14 protein-coding genes and 1 pseudogene are annotated in these 16,710 nt (G+C 62.1%); 5 read left to right on the top strand and 10 right to left on the bottom strand.

The features are described 5' to 3' along the window. Positions 1 to 74: 74 nt before the first annotated feature. The gene (locus CO657_RS08905; protein WP_054185315.1) at positions 75 to 986 is read right to left on the bottom strand and encodes an agmatinase; all 912 of its coding nucleotides are present in this window, start codon (positions 984 to 986) and stop codon (positions 75 to 77) included. Between the two features lie 166 nt (positions 987 to 1,152). Here CO657_RS08905 and CO657_RS08900 point away from each other — a divergent pair, with 166 nt between their 5' ends. Then, the gene (locus CO657_RS08900; RefSeq protein ID WP_054185314.1) at positions 1,153 to 2,319 is read left to right on the top strand and encodes an MFS transporter; all 1,167 of its coding nucleotides are present in this window, start codon (positions 1,153 to 1,155) and stop codon (positions 2,317 to 2,319) included. A gap of 147 nt (positions 2,320 to 2,466) precedes the next feature. On the opposite strand, the gene CO657_RS08895 is transcribed toward CO657_RS08900, so the two are convergent. Then, positions 2,467 to 5,310, bottom strand: a complete 2,844-nt coding sequence (locus tag CO657_RS08895) for a M16 family metallopeptidase (protein ID WP_054185313.1) — start codon at positions 5,308 to 5,310, stop codon at positions 2,467 to 2,469. Positions 5,311 to 5,507: 197 nt separating this feature from the next. Between CO657_RS08895 and CO657_RS08890 the strand changes: the two genes are divergently transcribed. Beyond that, positions 5,508 to 6,497, top strand: coding sequence for a substrate-binding domain-containing protein (locus CO657_RS08890; RefSeq protein ID WP_054185312.1), 990 nt, complete (start codon positions 5,508 to 5,510; stop codon positions 6,495 to 6,497). 62 nt (positions 6,498 to 6,559) lie between these two features. Here CO657_RS08890 and CO657_RS08885 read toward each other — a convergent pair whose 3' ends face one another. From CO657_RS08885 to CO657_RS08860, 6 genes are all read right to left on the bottom strand, one after another. Further along, positions 6,560 to 7,825 (bottom strand): ABC transporter substrate-binding protein, encoded by a 1,266-nt coding sequence (locus CO657_RS08885; RefSeq protein WP_054185311.1) that lies wholly within the window; start codon positions 7,823 to 7,825, stop codon positions 6,560 to 6,562. 25 nt (positions 7,826 to 7,850) lie between these two features. Next, on the bottom strand, positions 7,851 to 8,687 hold the full coding sequence (locus tag CO657_RS08880) for a carbohydrate ABC transporter permease (RefSeq protein WP_054185310.1): 837 nt from the start codon (positions 8,685 to 8,687) through the stop codon (positions 7,851 to 7,853). Further along, on the bottom strand, positions 8,684 to 9,607 hold the full coding sequence (locus tag CO657_RS08875; protein WP_012557685.1) for a carbohydrate ABC transporter permease: 924 nt from the start codon (positions 9,605 to 9,607) through the stop codon (positions 8,684 to 8,686). The genes CO657_RS08880 and CO657_RS08875 overlap by 4 nt, the downstream gene beginning before the upstream one ends. Then, positions 9,600 to 10,817 carry an ABC transporter ATP-binding protein gene (locus CO657_RS08870; RefSeq protein ID WP_054185309.1) on the bottom strand — a complete coding sequence of 406 codons (1,218 nt, stop codon included), beginning with the start codon at positions 10,815 to 10,817 and terminating at the stop codon, positions 9,600 to 9,602. Before CO657_RS08870 ends, CO657_RS08875 begins: the two co-directional genes overlap by 8 nt. Then, positions 10,814 to 11,644 carry a metallophosphoesterase family protein gene (locus tag CO657_RS08865; protein ID WP_054185308.1) on the bottom strand — a complete coding sequence of 277 codons (831 nt, stop codon included), beginning with the start codon at positions 11,642 to 11,644 and terminating at the stop codon, positions 10,814 to 10,816. The genes CO657_RS08870 and CO657_RS08865 overlap by 4 nt, the downstream gene beginning before the upstream one ends. A 196-nt stretch (positions 11,645 to 11,840) precedes the next feature. After that, positions 11,841 to 12,236: a hypothetical protein gene (locus tag CO657_RS08860; RefSeq protein WP_012557682.1), complete on the bottom strand. Its 396-nt coding sequence runs from the start codon at positions 12,234 to 12,236 to the stop codon at positions 11,841 to 11,843. Between the two features lie 209 nt (positions 12,237 to 12,445). Between CO657_RS08860 and CO657_RS08855 the strand changes: the two genes are divergently transcribed. The 3 genes and pseudogenes from CO657_RS08855 (at position 12,446) to CO657_RS08840 (ending at position 13,692) form a co-directional block, all read left to right on the top strand. Further along, the gene (locus CO657_RS08855; RefSeq protein ID WP_012557681.1) at positions 12,446 to 12,631 is read left to right on the top strand and encodes a hypothetical protein; all 186 of its coding nucleotides are present in this window, start codon (positions 12,446 to 12,448) and stop codon (positions 12,629 to 12,631) included. A 393-nt stretch (positions 12,632 to 13,024) separates the two neighbouring features. Next, positions 13,025 to 13,273: pseudogene (locus CO657_RS08845) on the top strand (calcium-binding protein); the annotation flags it as partial. Positions 13,274 to 13,398: 125 nt separating this feature from the next. Then, a complete protein-coding gene (locus CO657_RS08840) occupies positions 13,399 to 13,692 on the top strand; it encodes a hypothetical protein (protein WP_012557680.1) in 294 nt (97 codons plus the stop codon). Positions 13,693 to 13,717: 25 nt separating this feature from the next. Here the strand turns inward: CO657_RS08840 and CO657_RS08835 are convergent, their stop codons facing one another. Both CO657_RS08835 and CO657_RS08830 read right to left on the bottom strand, forming a co-directional pair. Next, a complete protein-coding gene (locus CO657_RS08835; protein WP_012557679.1) occupies positions 13,718 to 15,823 on the bottom strand; it encodes an ATP-binding protein in 2,106 nt (701 codons plus the stop codon). Next, positions 15,820 to 16,560 carry a response regulator transcription factor gene (locus CO657_RS08830; RefSeq protein WP_012557678.1) on the bottom strand — a complete coding sequence of 247 codons (741 nt, stop codon included), beginning with the start codon at positions 16,558 to 16,560 and terminating at the stop codon, positions 15,820 to 15,822. The genes CO657_RS08835 and CO657_RS08830 overlap by 4 nt, the downstream gene beginning before the upstream one ends. Positions 16,561 to 16,710 lie beyond the last annotated feature (150 nt).

Below are 16,710 nucleotides of genomic sequence, written 5' to 3'. Positions count from 1 at the left end.
ATCCTAGAGTCTTTAAAGCTTGGATGAAACTGTTCGTCCGGGACACAATCGACGGCTTGCTGCGAGAAGCAGGATCAAGCTTGCCGGACGATGGCGCCGATCGCATTGACGAGAAGCCGCGAGGCGGTGAGCGCCGACAGGCCGTCAATGTCGGTGGGAGGATAGAACTCGACGAGGTCGAATCCCGCAATCCTCGTCCGCCTGCCGAGGCCGGCGATCAGGTCGATCACTTCAGTGTAGGTGAGGCCGCCAGGGGGCCGCGCCGCCACACCGGGCATGATGCCTGGATCGATGCTGTCGCAATCAAGGGTGACGACGACCTGCGCTCCTTCCGGGATATGCTGGAGGGCGGCGCCGACGCCCTGGCTATGAACCTCGCGAGCGGTGACAAAACAGCTGCCATAGCGTTGCGCCGCTTCGATGTCGGCGGTGCGCGCGCTGCCGACGCTGCGCAGGCCGACTTGCACCATGCCGGCGACATGCGGCATCTCGCTCGCCCGGCGCATCGGACTTGAATAGCCGTGATGTTCGCCATGCACCTCGTCGCGCCAATCGATATGGGCGTCGATCTGCAGGATCCAGACCGGCCCTTGCGCCGCAAAACCGGCAAGGAAAGGAATGGTCACGGAACAGTCGCCGCCGAGCAGGATCGGTATGGCCGGCAGTGCCAATACCTCACGCGTCTTCGCCTCGATCCGAGTTCGGTTGCCGATATTGTCGTGCATGGCGGTCTCGACATCGCCGGCGTCGATGCATGAGATCGGCTGGCCGTCGAACAACGGACCGCCGAGATCGAAATCCCAGTGCTCGACGAGCCCGGCATCGTCCTGGCTTGCCGCACGGATGGCGCCGGCCGCCAAGGCATAGCCGCTGCCGTCCTTGCCGGGATAGGTGGTGCCGTGGGCGGCGGCGAAAATCACCGCGCGGGGCAAACGCTCATCGGCGAGGCGATTGGGAAAGCCGAGAAAGGAGGGCGAGGTGGTCATTCCTGATGGTCCTGCGTTCGATCCTGACCTGTTTAGCGCCTTTGGAAATTTTTGAGAACTTTTTGGGAGAGCTTAATTACGCCGCTCGCCATATCCCGCAGAATTCATCCTCCCGAGCCCGGGTTCCAAGGTTCTAAGAACATTGAGGTCTGACGAGGACATCTGCATGAGCGCCGAAAACATCCTATCACCGAGGGAGGTCCGTATCCTATGGGCGGCGATGGCGGGGATCATCGCGACCGTTACGGTATTCGCCGTGGCGCAGGGGCTGACCTATCCGCTGCTGAGCTTCATCCTGGAGCGGCAGGGAACGACATCCGTCCTGATCGGCCTGTCGGCGGCGATGACGCCGCTGGGCTTCATTGTATCGGCGCCCTTCATTCCGGCGCTCTCGCGGTACCTCGGCGGAGCGCGGCTGGCCATTCTGTGTTCGATCCTGGCCGCCCTCACCCTGATGGCGATTGGCTTGATGCAGAATGTTTGGGCCTGGATGCCACTGCGCTATCTGCTCGGCGTCTTCGCCAATCCGCTCTATGTGATCAGCGAGACCTGGCTGATCTCGATCACGCCGGCGCCGCGGCGCGGCCGCATCATGGGCCTATATTCGTCGATCGTTTCGGCTGGCTTCGCCATCGGCCCGCTGTCGCTCGGCTTCACCGGCACGGAGGGCTGGCCGCCCTTCATGATCGGCATCACGGCCTTCCTCGCCTGCGGCTTCATCGTGCTGGCGGTCGCACCACGCGTGCCAAAGATCTCAAGCGATGGCGAGGCAACATCGCTCGGCAGCTTCTTCGCACTGGCGCCGCTGCTGTTGTTTGCTGTTTTCATGGCTGCCGCCTTCGAGCAGATCCTGCTTTCCCTATTCGCGGTCTATGGCGCGGCCCTCGGCAGCGCCGAAGAACGGATCGCAGCGCTCATCACCTGTTTCATTGCCGGCAATGCCATGATGCAGATCCTGCTCGGCCGCGTGGCCGAACGGCTTGGCTCGACAGGGACCATGTCATTCTGCGTCCTGGCTTGCCTTGCCGGCTGCCTGCTGCTGCCGCTGGTCTTCAACGCATGGCTGATCTGGCCACTGGTTTTCGTCTGGGGCGGCGTCTCGTTCGGGATCTACACCATGTCGCTGATCCAGCTCGGCGAGCGTTTCACCGGCCAGGCCCTGATCGCCGGCAATGCGGCCTTCGCCTTGGCGTGGGGCATCGGCGGGATGGCGGGCTCGCCCGCGGCGGGATTGGCGATGCAGCTGGTCGGACACCAAGGGCTGCCGATGTCGCTTGGCCTGCTCAGCTTTATCCTGGCGCTGGTTCTGATCGCCGGGAGACGGCGGGGCTGACGGAGGCCATGCCGCCGACATGCTGCCTATGCGGCAAACACATCCGCCGTCTCGCTCTATCTCGCGCTGGGCTTCACGCTTCGAACATGCGCGTGGTCAAACGCCGCGGTTGAGCGATCGTACGACGGCGCTCAAGCCCCAGAGCGCCTATCTTACCGCCGCCGGCAGCACTTCGAATTTCCAGAAGTTCTCCGGGCTGAAATAGCTCCCGGCAAACGCGCGAATATCCCCGGCGGTGACCTTGGCGTAGCCGCTGAGACTGTTGCGAATCCGCTCCAAACGACGCGGATCCGTCTGAGCGCCCCGCAGAGATTCGATCCAATATTCGTTGCTCTGCCGCTGATGCTTCAGTGTCTCGATGATCGGTTCCCGGGCGCGCGCGAACTCGTCCGGGGAGACATCATGCGACCGCAGGTCATTAGCGATGTCGTCGGCAAGTGCATAGAAACGCCCGATCTTTGCCGGCTCCGTCTCGACGTAGAAAAATGCGTAGCCATAGCCGGGGATTTCCCGTGACAGGTTCGCGTCACCCTCCAGGACGTAGCTTGCGCCTTCCGCAATACGAAACTGGTCGATCAGCCTGTTCTGGAAAATCTGGGTGGCGATATTGGCGGTGAAGGACCGCGGCAGATCGGAGAGCAAATCGCCGATCGGGGCCCCGAAGGCGGCGGCCGCGTTATCCGCCCTGCCGCTATGGGTCAGCAAGACGGGCGTCTTGTTCGCCGCCGGAAAACGCACGTCACCCCAATCCTTGCTCGGCGCGGCCTCCGGCCGCGGCGGCAAAGCGCCAAAGGTTTCAGCTGTCATCCGGATCGCGTCATCCACCGTGACGTCGCCGACGATGGTGATATCGATCGGGCCGTTGGAAACCATAGGCCGGAACTGCGCCTCGAAATCGTCCGGCTTGGCGGCGGACAAGGCAGCGCGATCGGGGAAGGTCCAGCGCGGATCGCCGGAATGCACGAGACCTCCGAAATCGCGACTGACAACGCCGCCGGGGGTCGCCTGATACTGATCGAGGCCGCTCAAATAGGCCTGCTGCACCCGCTTGAATGCCTCCGGGCGGTACGCGGGATCGGCGGTGTATGCCGTCATCAGCTGCAATTGCGTCGCAAGATCTTCAGTCCGCGTGCGACCGTCGAAACTGAAGGAACTGTCGCCGACCGAGAAGTCGATGCCGACGATGTTCGCCGTCAGCGCTTTCTGGATATCCTGGTAATCCATGGCCTTGACGCCGGACAGCGCGACAGCCGGAGACGCCCAGATCGGGGCGGGATGGTCTTGCGGCAGGTCTAGCCGGCCGCGGCCGATATCTTCGCGCACCAGCACTTCGTTGGCGCGCAGCTTGGTCGGCTTGACCGTAAGCCGGACGCCGTTGGAAAAGCGCACCATAGTCACGCCGAGGTCGTCGACGGCGCGGCGTTCGACCACGGTTCCCGGCTCGCCGAAATGGGTGTAGGGCCAGGCGACGTCGGCTGCACCGGATGATGCCGAGACGGTTATAGCCTTTGACGCATCATAGGCTTGCCGAACCGCGTCGGCTCCGCCCTGGGGTGATTGGGCGGTCTGCAGCACGACCTGCGGACCGTTGCCGGAGAAGGCATGCCGCAGCGCCTGATTGACCTCGGCCGCCGTGACGCCCTTCGTGATCGTCTCGAACAGCGAAAGGTCTTCGGCGGGCGACGTGAAGACCTGATTGTCATCGACGCTGCTGGCCAGTATGGAAGCGATGTCGGTGGTCGTGCGCGTCGCGGCTCCGGCCGCGGCAGCCTGGAGGAACGAGCGATATTCGAGGATTTCACGATCGAGTTCAGCCTGCGCAACGCCGAACTCCTGGATACGCCGCTGTTCCTGGTCGATGGCCGTGAGCGCCGCCTGCCATTTATCCGGCTCGGAATTCGCCACGATCAGGACGATATGCGCGGAATCGAGAAGATCCTGGGAGCCGGCAACCGCACTGATGAAAGGGGCATCCGCCTTGCTGGCGATGGTGCTCACCCGGCGTTTGAGCACCAACAGGCCGAGATCTTCGATAAGCTGCATGCGGCGCTTGGCAAATGTGTCAGGCGCGGCGTCATTAGGACGCGTCCAGGCAATCTGGATGCTGGTCATGCCGCCGGGAACAGCGAGGACGTCGGCGCTTTCGCCTTTCGTCTCCAGTGTGCCCAGATCCGGTTTTGTCGGTGTCGGACCCACGGCCTTCCAATCGCCGAAGTGCTGCCGGATTTGGGCCTCCATGGCGGCCGGATCGATATCGCCCACCACCATCAGCGTTGCCCGATCGGGCCGGTAATTGGCCCGGTAATAATCACGCACGAGGTCCACAGGCGCATTGCTGATGATGTCGGTTTTGCCGATCGGCACGCGGATGGTGGCGCGGCGGCCGGCAAGCAAGGAATTCATGATTCCGAGCCCTGCGCGATATTGCGGCGTGTCGCGCAGCCGCTCCTCCGACAGGATGACGCCGCGTTCGCGATCGAAGGCGCCGGCATCGAGGGTCAGTTCGCTTGCCGTCTCCCGCATCAGCATCAAGCCCGTCGAAACCGTGTCGGCATCGACCTCGGGAAGATCGAGCGCATAGACAGTCTCGTCGTAAGAAGTGTGGGCGTTGGTATCAGGCCCAAAGGCCAGGCCCTTGCGCTGCAGGATACGGATAATCTCCCCTTCGGCGACATGCGTCGAACCCTTGAAGGCCATGTGCTCCAGAAAATGCGCCAGGCCCTGCTGGTTGTCGTTTTCCTCAAGTGAGCCGGAGCCGATGCGAAAGCGGATCGCTGCCTGCCCGGGTGGCGTGGCATTGCGCATGATCGCAAACCGCATTCCATTGGCGAGCGTGCCGAAATGGACGTTGGTGTCGGCTTGGAGGTCGCTTTGCGTTTGTGGCCAGGACGTCGACGAAGTGTCCGCATAGGCCGACGACGCGAAGCTTGCGACCAGGGCGACCGTCGCGAAAAACCGCCAGGCAGCGGAGCATTTGATTTTATGAGACATTCTTGTCCAGGGATGAGCGTGAAAGAGATGGATCGCGTTGATCCGACTATTCCACAGGTTGCATTTCTCTTCAACTTCTATGTGTGCCAATGGACAAGACGGCAAAACTCCGGCCAGCCGCTTCCGCCAATGTCAGACCAATGTCATCGAAACCTCCTAAGGGATTGCGCCTTATCTGTCACCAGGAGGCGTTTTCGATGGCTACATTGCAGCAGGTCGCTTTCCGGGCCGGATGTTCGCTGGCAACAGCAAGCCGGGTTCTCAACCGTGACGGACCGGCGAGCGACCTGATGGTGCGCAAGGTACGCCGCGCCGCCGCAGAACTCGGCTATCGCCCGGCCGGCCTTTCCGCCGGGCGACTCGGGCGCCGGCCGGTGGTCGGCGTACTGATTCCGAGCATCACCAATCCTGTGTTTGCCTCGTCGCTGTCGAGCATCCAGAACCGCATGCTGGTCGCCGGCCACGGCGTCTTGATCGCCCAGTCGAATTACGATCCGGCACGCGAGGCTGACGCCGTCGCCGCCCTGCTCATCGACCGGCCGACCGGGCTGATCCTCACCGTCTGCGATCCGTCGACCAGCGAGGCGCTGCTGGCCAGGCTGCCGCCGACCGTGCTGCTCAACAACCTGCCGACGGCGCAATTTCCGGCGGCCGTCACCGCCGACAATCGCGGCGCGGGCCGCGAGATCGCCACCTTCCTGATCGGCATGGGCCATCGTCGCATTCTCTTCCTCTCCGGCAATTTCGCCGCTTCCGACCGCGCCCGCCTGCGCTACCGCGGTTATCTCGACGCCATGGCCGAGAACGGGCTGTCACCGCTCGACACCGTGCAGATCCCCTTCGTCGGCGGCTACGACCAGATCGACCTCGGCACTGCGATGACCGCGCTTGCGCCGACGGCGATCATCGCCTCCAACGACCTTCTGGCGCTCGGCGTCATCGGCGCGCTGAAGCGCGAGGGGCTTTCGGTGCCGGGGGATGTGTCGGTCGCCGGCTTCGACGGCATCGCCATCGGCCGGCTGATCGATCCGCCGCTGACGACAATCGAAATGCCGGATGCCAGCATGGGGGCGACGGCCGCCTCGCTGCTGCTCGACATGGCGGAGAACGCTGCCCCTGCCCGCCATCTTGATGTCGCCTATGCACTGCGCCGCGGTGGCACGGTGCGGGCCATCCGAGACGCTTGAAAACAAGGAGGGCCGCCATGCGCTCGGCGTGGCGGCCCGGCCCTTCCTTATCGGAAAAGCGATCAGCTGCGCGGCAGCATGCCCTCGACATCGGCGGCCGCGTCGTCGAGCGCTTCCTTCGGCTCGGCCGACTGGTCGACGATGCGCGAGAGATTGTCGACGATCGTCTGGGTGACCTTGACGCCGTTGGAGCCGGGAAAGGCATACCACGGGATCATCACCGGCATCTGGCTGAGGCCTGCCCGGAACAGCGGGTTCTGCTTGTAGAAATCACCGAGATATTCAGGCGACTTGGCGGCAAGCTCGTTGTTCGGGACGTAACCGGTGCCGGGTACGACGACGGAAGCGCCGTAAGGGCCGGCGGCGAATTTGGCGAACTTCCAGGCAGCATCCTGCTTGGCGGCGTCATGCGTCAGGATGACGACGGCGTTGCCGCCGGTGGGAAGACGGCCGTTGACCGGATCGATCAGCGGGATCTTGGCCGTGCGCAGATCGAATTTGTCGCCGACATTCTTGATCGTGTTGCGCAGCGCGCCAGTCGTCTGGAATTCGAAACCGACCTTGCCGGCTGCGAAAGCCTGTTCGCCGGCAGGCTTGGTGAAGACCGGCATGCCGCCCTCGGTGACCAAACGATGCAGGACCTCGACGGCCTTCTTGCCTTCTGGACCATTGAAGGCGACCTTGCTCTCATCATCGCTCAGCATCCTGCCGCCGGCGCCGAAGAGCAGTGCCGAGAACATCCAGTCGTCGCCCTGCCAGCGGAAATCGATGCCGTCGACGCCGTTGCCGAGCGCCTTGATCTTGCCGCCGAGCGCGATGACCTCGTCCCAGGTCTTCGGCGGATTGTCGGGATTGCCGCCGGCCGCCTTCACGAGATCGGCGTTGTAATACATGATCGGATTGGAGGTCGCGAAAGCGAGGCCCACTTGCTTGCCCTTGACCTGGGCAAGTTTGAGGATCGTGTCGGAGAAGCCCTGCTCGGCCATGTTGCCGTCTTTCTTGACGAACGGGCCGAGGTCGACGGCAACGTCGCGTTCGTCGAGCATGCGCAAGCGGTTCAGGCCGATGAAGGTGATGTCGGGCATTTCGCTGGTGCCGACCTGGCGAAGGATCGTCTGGATGCCTTCTTCATAGGTTGCCGAGGGGCTGGCGAACTGGATCTTGATATCGGGATTTTCAGCCATGAACTTCTTCGAGATCGTGTCCATCACGTCCTTGAAGAAGCCCGGCATCGGGTAGTGAACCGTCAGCGTCGTCTCGGCATGCGCGGGAAGCGCGATTGCCATCGATACGGCCGCTGCGGCGAGAAGCTGGGTGATATGTTTCATCGCTCGTTCTCCTGGTTGAAGCCGGTCAGCCTTTGAGACCGGTCATGGTGATGCCTTCGACGAAACGCTTCTGCGCAAGCAGGAAGGCGGCGACGAGAGGAAGGGTAATGATCAGGGTCGCCGCCATCAGCGCGCCGTAGTCGTCGCCGGCCTCGGCGGCGCGGAAATACATCAGCCCGAGCGGCGGCGTGGCATAGTCCTGCTTGCTGATGACGATCAGCGACCAGTAGAGATCGTTCCAATGGGCGACCACCGAGAAGATAGCGAAGGCGGTGACCGCGGGCCAGGCATTCGGCACTATGACACGGGCGACGATGCCGAGCTCCGACATGCCGTCGAGACGGGCGGCATGAATGAGATCGTCGGGCATGGCGCGGAAGAACTGCAGGAACATGAAGATCGCGAAGACCGAAATGGTAAAGGGCGCGACAAGAGCGGCATAGCTGTTGAGCAGCGAGGCGCGGTCGAAGGCGACATAGAGCGGTAGCGCCGTCGCATGGATCGGCACGAGAAGGCCGAGCATGACCAGCACCATCATGGCCCGCGCCGCGCCGAAACGCAGCTTGGCCATGGCGTAGGCGCAAGGGATCGCCACCAGCACCTGGAAGAAGAAGATCAGCCCGCAGACGACGACGCCGTTCCACAGGAGCCGCGCCATCGGCACCCGGCTCAAGGCCTTGGCGAAATTCTCGGCATAGGCGAGATGCGCCGGGATCAGCGACAGCGACGAGGTGAAGATGTCGCTCTGCGTCTTGCCGGCCGCCGAGATCATGAAGATGTAAGGCGCGAGGAAGATGATCGCCCCAAGGGAAAGCAGGCTCAGGCGGATGACCCTGCCGAGGGAAAAGGCGCTCGTCATCATGTGTAATGCACCCGGCGGTCGAGAAGGCGGTACTGCAGGAACATCAGCACCACGAGGATCAGCAGGAACACTACGGTCATCGCCGAGGCATACCCGACGCGCAGGTAGACGAAGCCCTCCTGGTAGATCGTAAAGAGCAGCACCTCGGATGCCTTGTTCGGGCCGCCCTCGGTCAGCGTCTTCACCGTCTCGAAGACCTTGACCGCATTGGTGATGCTGATGGTGATGACGAAGAGCGTCGTCGGCCCGAGCATCGGCCAGGTCACCAGCAGGAAGCGGTCGAGCGAGGATCTGGCGCCGTCCACTTCGGCTGCGGCGTAAAGCTCGCGCGGAATCGCCGTCAGCCCGGCGAGAAAGAGCACCATGTTGAAGCCGGCGGATTGCCAGACGCCGATGATCGACAGGCTGTAGAGCACTGTGCCGGAGCTTCCCAGCCAGTTCGGACCCGGCAATCCGGCAAGCGCCAGCAGCGCATTGAGCGGGCCGATCGTCGGGTGGAACATATATTGCCAGACGGTCGCCATGGCGACGATCAGCGAGGCGACCGGCAGGAAATAGGCGGTGCGGAAGAAGCTGCGGGCGGCGGTCTCGCTTTCGATCAGCATGGCGATGCCGAGACCGAGCAGGATCGAGACCGGCGCCACGATCGCCGTATAGACCGTGGTATTCCACAGCGACTTGCGAAATGTGCGGTCGGTGATCAGGTGAGCGTAGTTTTCGAAGCCGACGAAACGGAACTTGCCGTAGCCGAGTTCGAAATCGGTAAAGCCGAGCACCACGACAGCCGCGACCGGCAACAGTACGAAGAGAAACAGCAGCGTTATCGCCGGCAGCACCAGCATCCAGGCGATGCGCGCCTCGCTGCGGCGATGGGCAATGGCGGAATGACCAGGGATGGCCAGGGAGGCGACGCTAGCCATGCGCCCTCTCCCGCTCGGCATCGGCATTGGTATCGGTACCGGCGAGCCCGGCATCAGCGGCGCTGAGCCCGGCATCGCCACCGGCGACAAAGCCGGCCAGCCGGCTGCCGTCCTCGGCAAAGATCAGCGTGCGGCCAGGCGACAATCGCAGCCCCACGGCATCCCCGGCTGCAAGCCCGGAGGCTTCGGACGGCTGTACCTTGGCGATGATAGTCTCGCCGATCGCGTCGAGCCGGCAATGGAGGATGACTTCGGACCCCAGAAATTCGACGCGTTCGATCCGGGCGGCAAGGCCGTCATGCCGGCTCTTGGCGAGAAAGACGAATTCCGGGCGAATGGCGAGCGTCACCGGCCTCTTCCTGTCAGGCGCATTTTCCAGCGTCAGCCGCAGGCCGCCGCAGAGAACGACGCCGCCTTCGGCAAAGGCCGGAAGCAGGTTGATGCGCGGCTGGCCGATGAAGCGGGCGACCTCGATATGGGCCGGATCGTCGTAGATGACCTCAGGACTTGCGATCTGCAGCAATCGGCCGCCCATCATCACGGCGACACGGTCGGCCATCGACAGCGCTTCCGCCTGGTCATGGGTGACATAGAGCGTCGGCACGCCGGCGCGGCGATGCAGTTCGACGATCTCGCCGCGGGCGTGGACACGCAGGTTGGCGTCGAGGTTGGACAGCGGCTCGTCCATCAGGAAGATGCTCGGCCGGCGCACCATGGCGCGGGCGAGCGCCACGCGCTGGCGCTGACCGCCCGACATCTGGCCGGGCTTGCGGTCGAGTAGATGGTCGATCTTCAGCGATGTCGCCATTTCCCTGACATCGCGGGCGATCGCCGCGCGGGTAGCACGCTGACCTGGAACCAGCGATCCGATAAAAGGCAGCCGCTCTGTTCTCGACAGCCGCCGCATCGCCAGCGGCACGGCGATATTTTCAGCGGCCGTCAGATGCGGATAGAGCGCGTAGGACTGAAAGACCATGGCAATGTTGCGGTCGGCAGCCGCGACGCCGGACATATCCCGTCCGCCGATCAGGATTTCGCCATGATCGGCATGGTCGAGGCCGGCCAGGACGCGCAGCAGCGTGCTCTTGCCGCAGCCGGAAGGGCCGACCAGCGCGATGAATTCGCCGGCGCCGACATCGAGGCTGACGCCATTGAGGATCTGGTTGCCGCCGAAGGCCTTGGTGATGCCGCGAAGCGAGAGCGCGCTCATTCGACGGGTTCCCGCGGCTTGACAGCCTGGGGATAGACCTCGAGCACGACATCGTCGAGCACATGCGCGGTCATGCCGGGAACGGCGACGATCTCGCTTTCGACTGATGTATCGAACTCGTGGACGACGGCGCCGATCAGGCGCTCGCCCGGCATCTCGCGCTCCATCTTGTCAATGATGAAGGCGGCTGACGGACCCCAGGTCAGCTGGGTGTTGTCGAAGCGGCCCTGCCAGGCCCAGTGAAGCTGGCCGCTGGCAAACAGCGCCACGTCGTGGGCTGCTATCAGATCATAAAGCCGCCGGCGCTGCGCCGGACGAACGCTCCAGTAGCCGGTATCGCCTTCATCGGGCGCATCGACGAAGAGAGGTTTGTGCGCGAAGAGAGCCACGCGCCGCCCTGCCCTGTCTTCGAGCGCCTTGGCGAGCCATTCGAACTGCGCCTCTTCTTCCTCGTCCTCATGGCCGAGAAGCAGCGAATTCAAGCCGATGAAGCGCCAGCCGGCCGCATCCTCCAGCCAGCGATCGTCACCGGCAAGGCTGCGCCAGCGGGCCAGCCGCTCAGGATTGACGGGTTGGTCCGATCCCTTGAGATGGCCGACATCGTGATTGCCGGGGACGATCAGCATCGGGACCGACACCTGGCGCATCAGATCCATCGAGAAGGTGATGTCCTCGTCCTTGTCGGCGCCGTCGACGGTGAGATCGCCGGTGTGGATGATCAGATCGGCGCCGGTCGCTTCGATCCAGCTCAGAAGCGGCGCCCAGTTGCCGTTGAAATGCGGTTTGTTCGGGCTGAAATGGGTGTCGGTGATCTGAATGATTTTCATGAGCGTGTCTCCGAGACCTTGGAAGTGCGTCGTGCGCACTCCCTTCTCGGGCCCTCTCTAGAAGGCTCCCATGTCAATCAGACATCTGACGTTTTCAGCTGTTTCTCAGTTTTGACACCGATTTGTCACGCAAGGAAAGGCTGTGCGCCGGAATGGGCAGCCTTTTCCGGCCTTTGGAATTCAAAAGGTGGTGCGATCAGTGTCGTCGCGCGTTGGCGGGAATGGACGATACCGTTGCCGAAACAGGGTCGCTTGCCGGAAAGCTGTCCTCAAGACCTTCATTGAGCTCCTCCTCCAGCACCGCGCTGTCGTGGGTCGAACGGGCGCTCGGTTGGCCGATCAGGCCCTTGCTGCCTTCGTCGAAATTGCCGTTGCTCAAGGCATCGTATCGATTGATGCTGCCATCCGCCTCTCCGCCGGCAAAGCTGGTCAGCTGAACCATCATCACCTTGGCGTGGTCGACGGCCTTGGAGTGGTCGAGTTCGCCGTTGGAGTTGTCGATCTTGACGGAGATCGATTCCCCTCCCTCGCCCAAGAATTCGACGGTGAAGATGTCACCGGCCTGTGACACTCGCGTATCGATCAACTGCATGGAAACCTCCTGTGTCCGTCGATATCAACGGCAATCACGGTCCGTGAGTTCCACGGCAAGGTCATCCAGCGCCGACGTGTGTGGCCCGGACCTTGGCAACCGCTGTGCCTTTTCGTGACGCTTATGGTTAATTTATTAATAATTCAGGATTTATAAAGGGAACGAAGCGGCCTTTCCGAGTGTTGATGGTGCGCCGCGGAGGAACCCCGATGATCCTGAAAATCCTTGCCCCCAAGATCGACACCGATAGCCATGATACCGGCACCTATCCCGATGGGATCTTTGCTGAAAACCGGATCGATCTTTCCAGCCGCGACGGCCGCCGCCGCTCGCCGCATGAGCGCGACTACGGCGCCGACAGGAAACTGGACAAGCTGCCGCTCGGCTTTGCCTGACCGCTCCCGCCTCCCATCACAGCCTGCGGAAGACCAACACGCCTGACGCAGGCAATACGGCGTTCAGCGCTCCTGCCGTGGCTCTGATCTTCTCGCCGTGACTGCCGATGTTCCAGCCGCCATATTGGCCGGCTGGCGGCCAACCGGAAAAGTGCAAGCAAAGATTGATCGTCTTATTGCGCGAACTGTCGCCCGTTACGGGCCACATTCGGAACAACATATCATGATTAACAAGCAAACACTGCACGACCACCATCGTGTATTGAATCAAATTTGCGGCAGCAAATGGGGATATATTCCCACGGTCTATTCCTCTTAAACCGGGAGAAAACCATGGATAAAGCCGTTAGAATAAACGATATTATTCACTCCTTCGGAATTGATCCGCATATTTCCTCCGCGGCGGACGACAAGCTGCTGCTCGACCATTCGATTTTCGCCGCGCTCAGCCTGTCCGCATTTTCGGATGAGAATTTCGTTCTCGGCACGAAAGCGCTCGGGGCGGATGACAAGCTGATCTACGATCAGGCGAGCGGCACTCTCTCCTTTGACGCGGATGGGAGTGCGGCAGGCACGGCGATCGCTGTCGCGGATCTCGACAATTACGCGGCACTTCACTTCAAAGATTTCATGCTGATCTGACCCGGCCAGGCCCGCCGCTATTCGGCGGCGTGCGGCCGCACCACGCGCTTTTCCAGGCTCCCCTTGCCGTCATCGCATCGCCGGCCACATTCCTCCATTGACGCCACTCATCACTGGAAAAGCCCTTGCCTTGGATCGCCTATATCGTCCATTTCATCGCCGCTGCATTTCTGACCAACGGCATCCCGCATTTCGTCAACGGCGTCAGCGGCCGGCGTTTTCGCACCCCATTCGCAAATCCCGGTTCGCCGACGGCGAATGTCGTCTGGGGCTGGGCGAATTTCCTGATTGCCTTCCTGCTGTTTGCCAATATCGGGCCGCTCTATATTGGCACTCCGGGTGATACGATCTTCGTCGCGGCCGGCATGCTCTTCACCGGCATCCTGCTCGCGTGGTTTTTCGAGCGCAATGAGCGTTAATCTGGTGGCACCTCCTGACCGCTGATTAAGAGCGCAAACCGGTCGGGAAGCTAAGCCTGACGGTCGTTCCGTTTCCGGGAGAGGAATAGATGGACGCCTCCCCGCCGCTCTGACGGACAAAGCCGTACACCATGGCAAGGCCGAGCCCTGCTCCACCGTGGGAACCTCGCGTGGTGAAATAGGGCTCGAAAGCTTTGTCTATCACCTCTGGGCTCATGCCTATGCCGCTGTCGGTCACCGAAATCAGCAAGATTTCCGTCGTTGCCGTCGCGCCGATAACGATGATGCCTCCCAGCGGCATCGCTGCCGAAGCGTTGAGACAGAGGTTCAGAACGGACTGTTCCAAGAGAGCCGCGTCGAGCGATACGACCGGCAGGTCAGCATCCAGCTCCAGCTTTATATGGCACTTTGCACCGACAGCGATCTCCAGGATATCGGCCATCCCGCGGAGGAGACTGCCGACATCCACCGGGCTTGGATAGAACGGCTGCTGGCTGCCGATCGATAACATGCTGCCGGCTAGCGATCGTCCCCTCTCGGCCGCCTTGCGGATCCGGGCAATGTTGCGTTTTTGCCGATCGTTGAAGCCGGTTTCACGCTCCAGAAGGCCGAGGCTGCCGGTGATGATGCCGATCATGTTGCCCACTTCGTGGCTCACCTGATGCGTCATGCGCATGATACCGTCCAGCCGCTGAACCTTTGCCGCTTCCGCCTCCTGTCGATCCATCAGCGTTACGTCGCGCGCAAGAAGAACGATGCCGCCCTCCGGCTGTCGTGACATGGAAATCTCAACTACCCGCTGGTCACCGGTCCGATGGCGGATGACGGCACGCTCCAACAGGGCGCCGCGGTCCGGATCTGAGGGCAGCAAGGCGGGATCAATCTCCGGCACGGGCTCGACAAACCGGCGCAGCGGCAATTTGCGCGCGGAACCCGAGTGGCCAAACAGTTCGATGATCCGCCTGTTCATGGTGATCGGTCGCCCCATCTTGTCGAAAAGCGCGATCCCCTCGTTCATGTTGCGAAAGGTCGACCGGATGGTGCGGGCGGCGGCTTCTGCCGTGCGTCTTAATCGAGACACGCGATCCACGCTGTCCTTGAAGGCGCGGAACGCATCCAGCAGACGCACAAGCTCGGTTTCATTTCCGCCGTAGGCTGGCGGCCCCACTTCGTTTTCACCCTTGGCGAGCGCATTCATGCCGTTCGACAGCGCCACGATGCCCCGTGACACGCGCATGACCGACCGGATGGAGAATATGGCCATGACGAGCACGAGCAGAAAAGCCAAGGCCACGGTGACCAGGAGCCGGCTCAAGGCATCGGAGGTCGAAAGCAGATCGTCATTCAGCTGGCGTGCAACTGCATCGCTTTGCGTCTCCGTTGCATGAGAGAGGTCGCGGGAGACGGCATGCAGCTTTGCGACCGCCGCCCGGATCGCGAACATATTCAAAAGGTATCGTGTTTGAGCTTCGAACACGCGCTCATACGGCTGCAACTCGGCAGGCGAAATCCTCGACTCCGGCTCGGTCCCCCCTTGCGCCTTGGTGGTACCCGCCACGTATCGCCTGCGAAGTTCGCCAAGCTGGAAAAGACTGTCGGAGGTGGAAGCCGCTTGCACGATTCCGTTCACTTGACGGCGCAGATCGGGATCGACAATGCCCTTGCCGGTCGCCACCTCCCCTAGCGCCGCCGCGGCTTCAGCCTTGTGGTTCTGGGCGGCGTCGGCGTCCCTGGCAAGCACAAGCGTCTGTGTCCTGATAAGGTCGAGAAGCTCAACCATCCTCGCGCTGGCAAAGCCGCGCGCAGACTGGTCTGCTCCGTGCGGCTCGGCCGTCTTCAGCAGGCTGTCGACCTGCAGCACGACAGCGCGGCTCTCGCTCGCCACCCGGTAGGGCGAGGTCGAGTTCATCAGGAAGGGCGCGCTCGACACCAGATCGGATACTTGCCGGGAAACAAGCGAGGCTTTGGCCAGGCTCGTGAAGGCCTGTAGGCCATAGGCAGCCATTTCGTCACGGGCGCGCTGCAGCCCGTAGATCGCGATCGCTGAAAGACTGAAAACCAGGAAGCAGATGAAGGCAATCGCGAAAGGCAAGCGAAAGGCAATCGACGACAGAAAGGAGCGGCTGATCACGCTGACGGCTCGCCGTCGCCAGTGTGCAGGACATAGCCCTTTCCGCGTCGTGTCTTGATATGGCGCGGAAGGTCGGGATTGCGTTCGATTTTCCGCCGGAGCCGCAGAACCAGGACGTCGACGTTGCGGTCGATGTAGCGATCACTTTCCGAGCCAAGCCGATCGAGGATCTGCGCTCGGCTCACCGGCTGATTGGGGGTCTGCGCAAGGATTTCAAGCAAGGCGAACTCAGCCGTTGTCAGCGTTTTGCTGCGATCTGCGAGGCAGACGGCTTGCCGGCCCATCAGATCGATTGCCCAGTCGCCAAGCAGCAAAGAGGGACGTTCGTGCTCCCGCTCGCTCTCCTTTTCCTGTTTCAGCGACGGCACGGTTCGCCGTAAGACAGCTTTGATGCGGGCCGTCAGTTCGATCGGTTCGAACGGCTTGACGACATAATCATCCGCAGCGGTTTCAAGGCCGAGGACGCGATCGGCAGCACTGCCGGCTGCCGTCACCATGACGATGCCGATATTGATCTCTGACCGCAGTTTTTGGGCGAAAGCTCGGCCGGATGTACGCGGCAGGTTATGATCGACAAGCACCAGATGCATCTGCTCTCGCGCCAGGATATCGGTCGCCTCCTCGGCGGATCCCGCGCAGGTCGGTATCCACCCCTCGGCCTCGACGAGATCGGAGATAAGCTCCGCCATATCAGGATCGTCCTCGACGATCAGAATTCTAACCTTCTGATTCAGCACAGCTTGATCCTCCCCCCGCTATCATAGGCATGCCGCCGCCAATGTTCAAAGACTTGCTGATGATGAGGTTTGTCACATTTGTAATGAATGTAACGTCGTTCGGCTCGGCGGTGAAAAATCGGTAACCATTCTTCGATTGCGGTGACGTGA

It is taken from the genome of Rhizobium acidisoli (genome assembly GCF_002531755.2).
GTDB lineage: Bacteria > Pseudomonadota > Alphaproteobacteria > Rhizobiales > Rhizobiaceae > Rhizobium > Rhizobium acidisoli.
Note: the sequence above shows the minus strand (reverse complement) of the source record. Positions and strands in the feature narration are given on the sequence as shown.

Coding starts and splice junctions, on each gene's coding strand:
- CO657_RS08905 (WP_054185315.1), bottom strand. CDS start 986: ATGACCACCTCGCCCTCCTTTCTCGGCTTTCCCAATCGCCTCGCCGAT.
- CO657_RS08900 (WP_054185314.1), top strand. CDS start 1,153: ATGAGCGCCGAAAACATCCTATCACCGAGGGAGGTCCGTATCCTATGG.
- CO657_RS08895 (WP_054185313.1), bottom strand. CDS start 5,310: ATGTCTCATAAAATCAAATGCTCCGCTGCCTGGCGGTTTTTCGCGACG.
- CO657_RS08890 (WP_054185312.1), top strand. CDS start 5,508: ATGGCTACATTGCAGCAGGTCGCTTTCCGGGCCGGATGTTCGCTGGCA.
- CO657_RS08885 (WP_054185311.1), bottom strand. CDS start 7,825: ATGAAACATATCACCCAGCTTCTCGCCGCAGCGGCCGTATCGATGGCA.
- CO657_RS08880 (WP_054185310.1), bottom strand. CDS start 8,687: ATGATGACGAGCGCCTTTTCCCTCGGCAGGGTCATCCGCCTGAGCCTG.
- CO657_RS08875 (WP_012557685.1), bottom strand. CDS start 9,607: ATGGCTAGCGTCGCCTCCCTGGCCATCCCTGGTCATTCCGCCATTGCC.
- CO657_RS08870 (WP_054185309.1), bottom strand. CDS start 10,817: ATGAGCGCGCTCTCGCTTCGCGGCATCACCAAGGCCTTCGGCGGCAAC.
- CO657_RS08865 (WP_054185308.1), bottom strand. CDS start 11,644: ATGAAAATCATTCAGATCACCGACACCCATTTCAGCCCGAACAAACCG.
- CO657_RS08860 (WP_012557682.1), bottom strand. CDS start 12,236: ATGCAGTTGATCGATACGCGAGTGTCACAGGCCGGTGACATCTTCACC.
- CO657_RS08855 (WP_012557681.1), top strand. CDS start 12,446: ATGATCCTGAAAATCCTTGCCCCCAAGATCGACACCGATAGCCATGAT.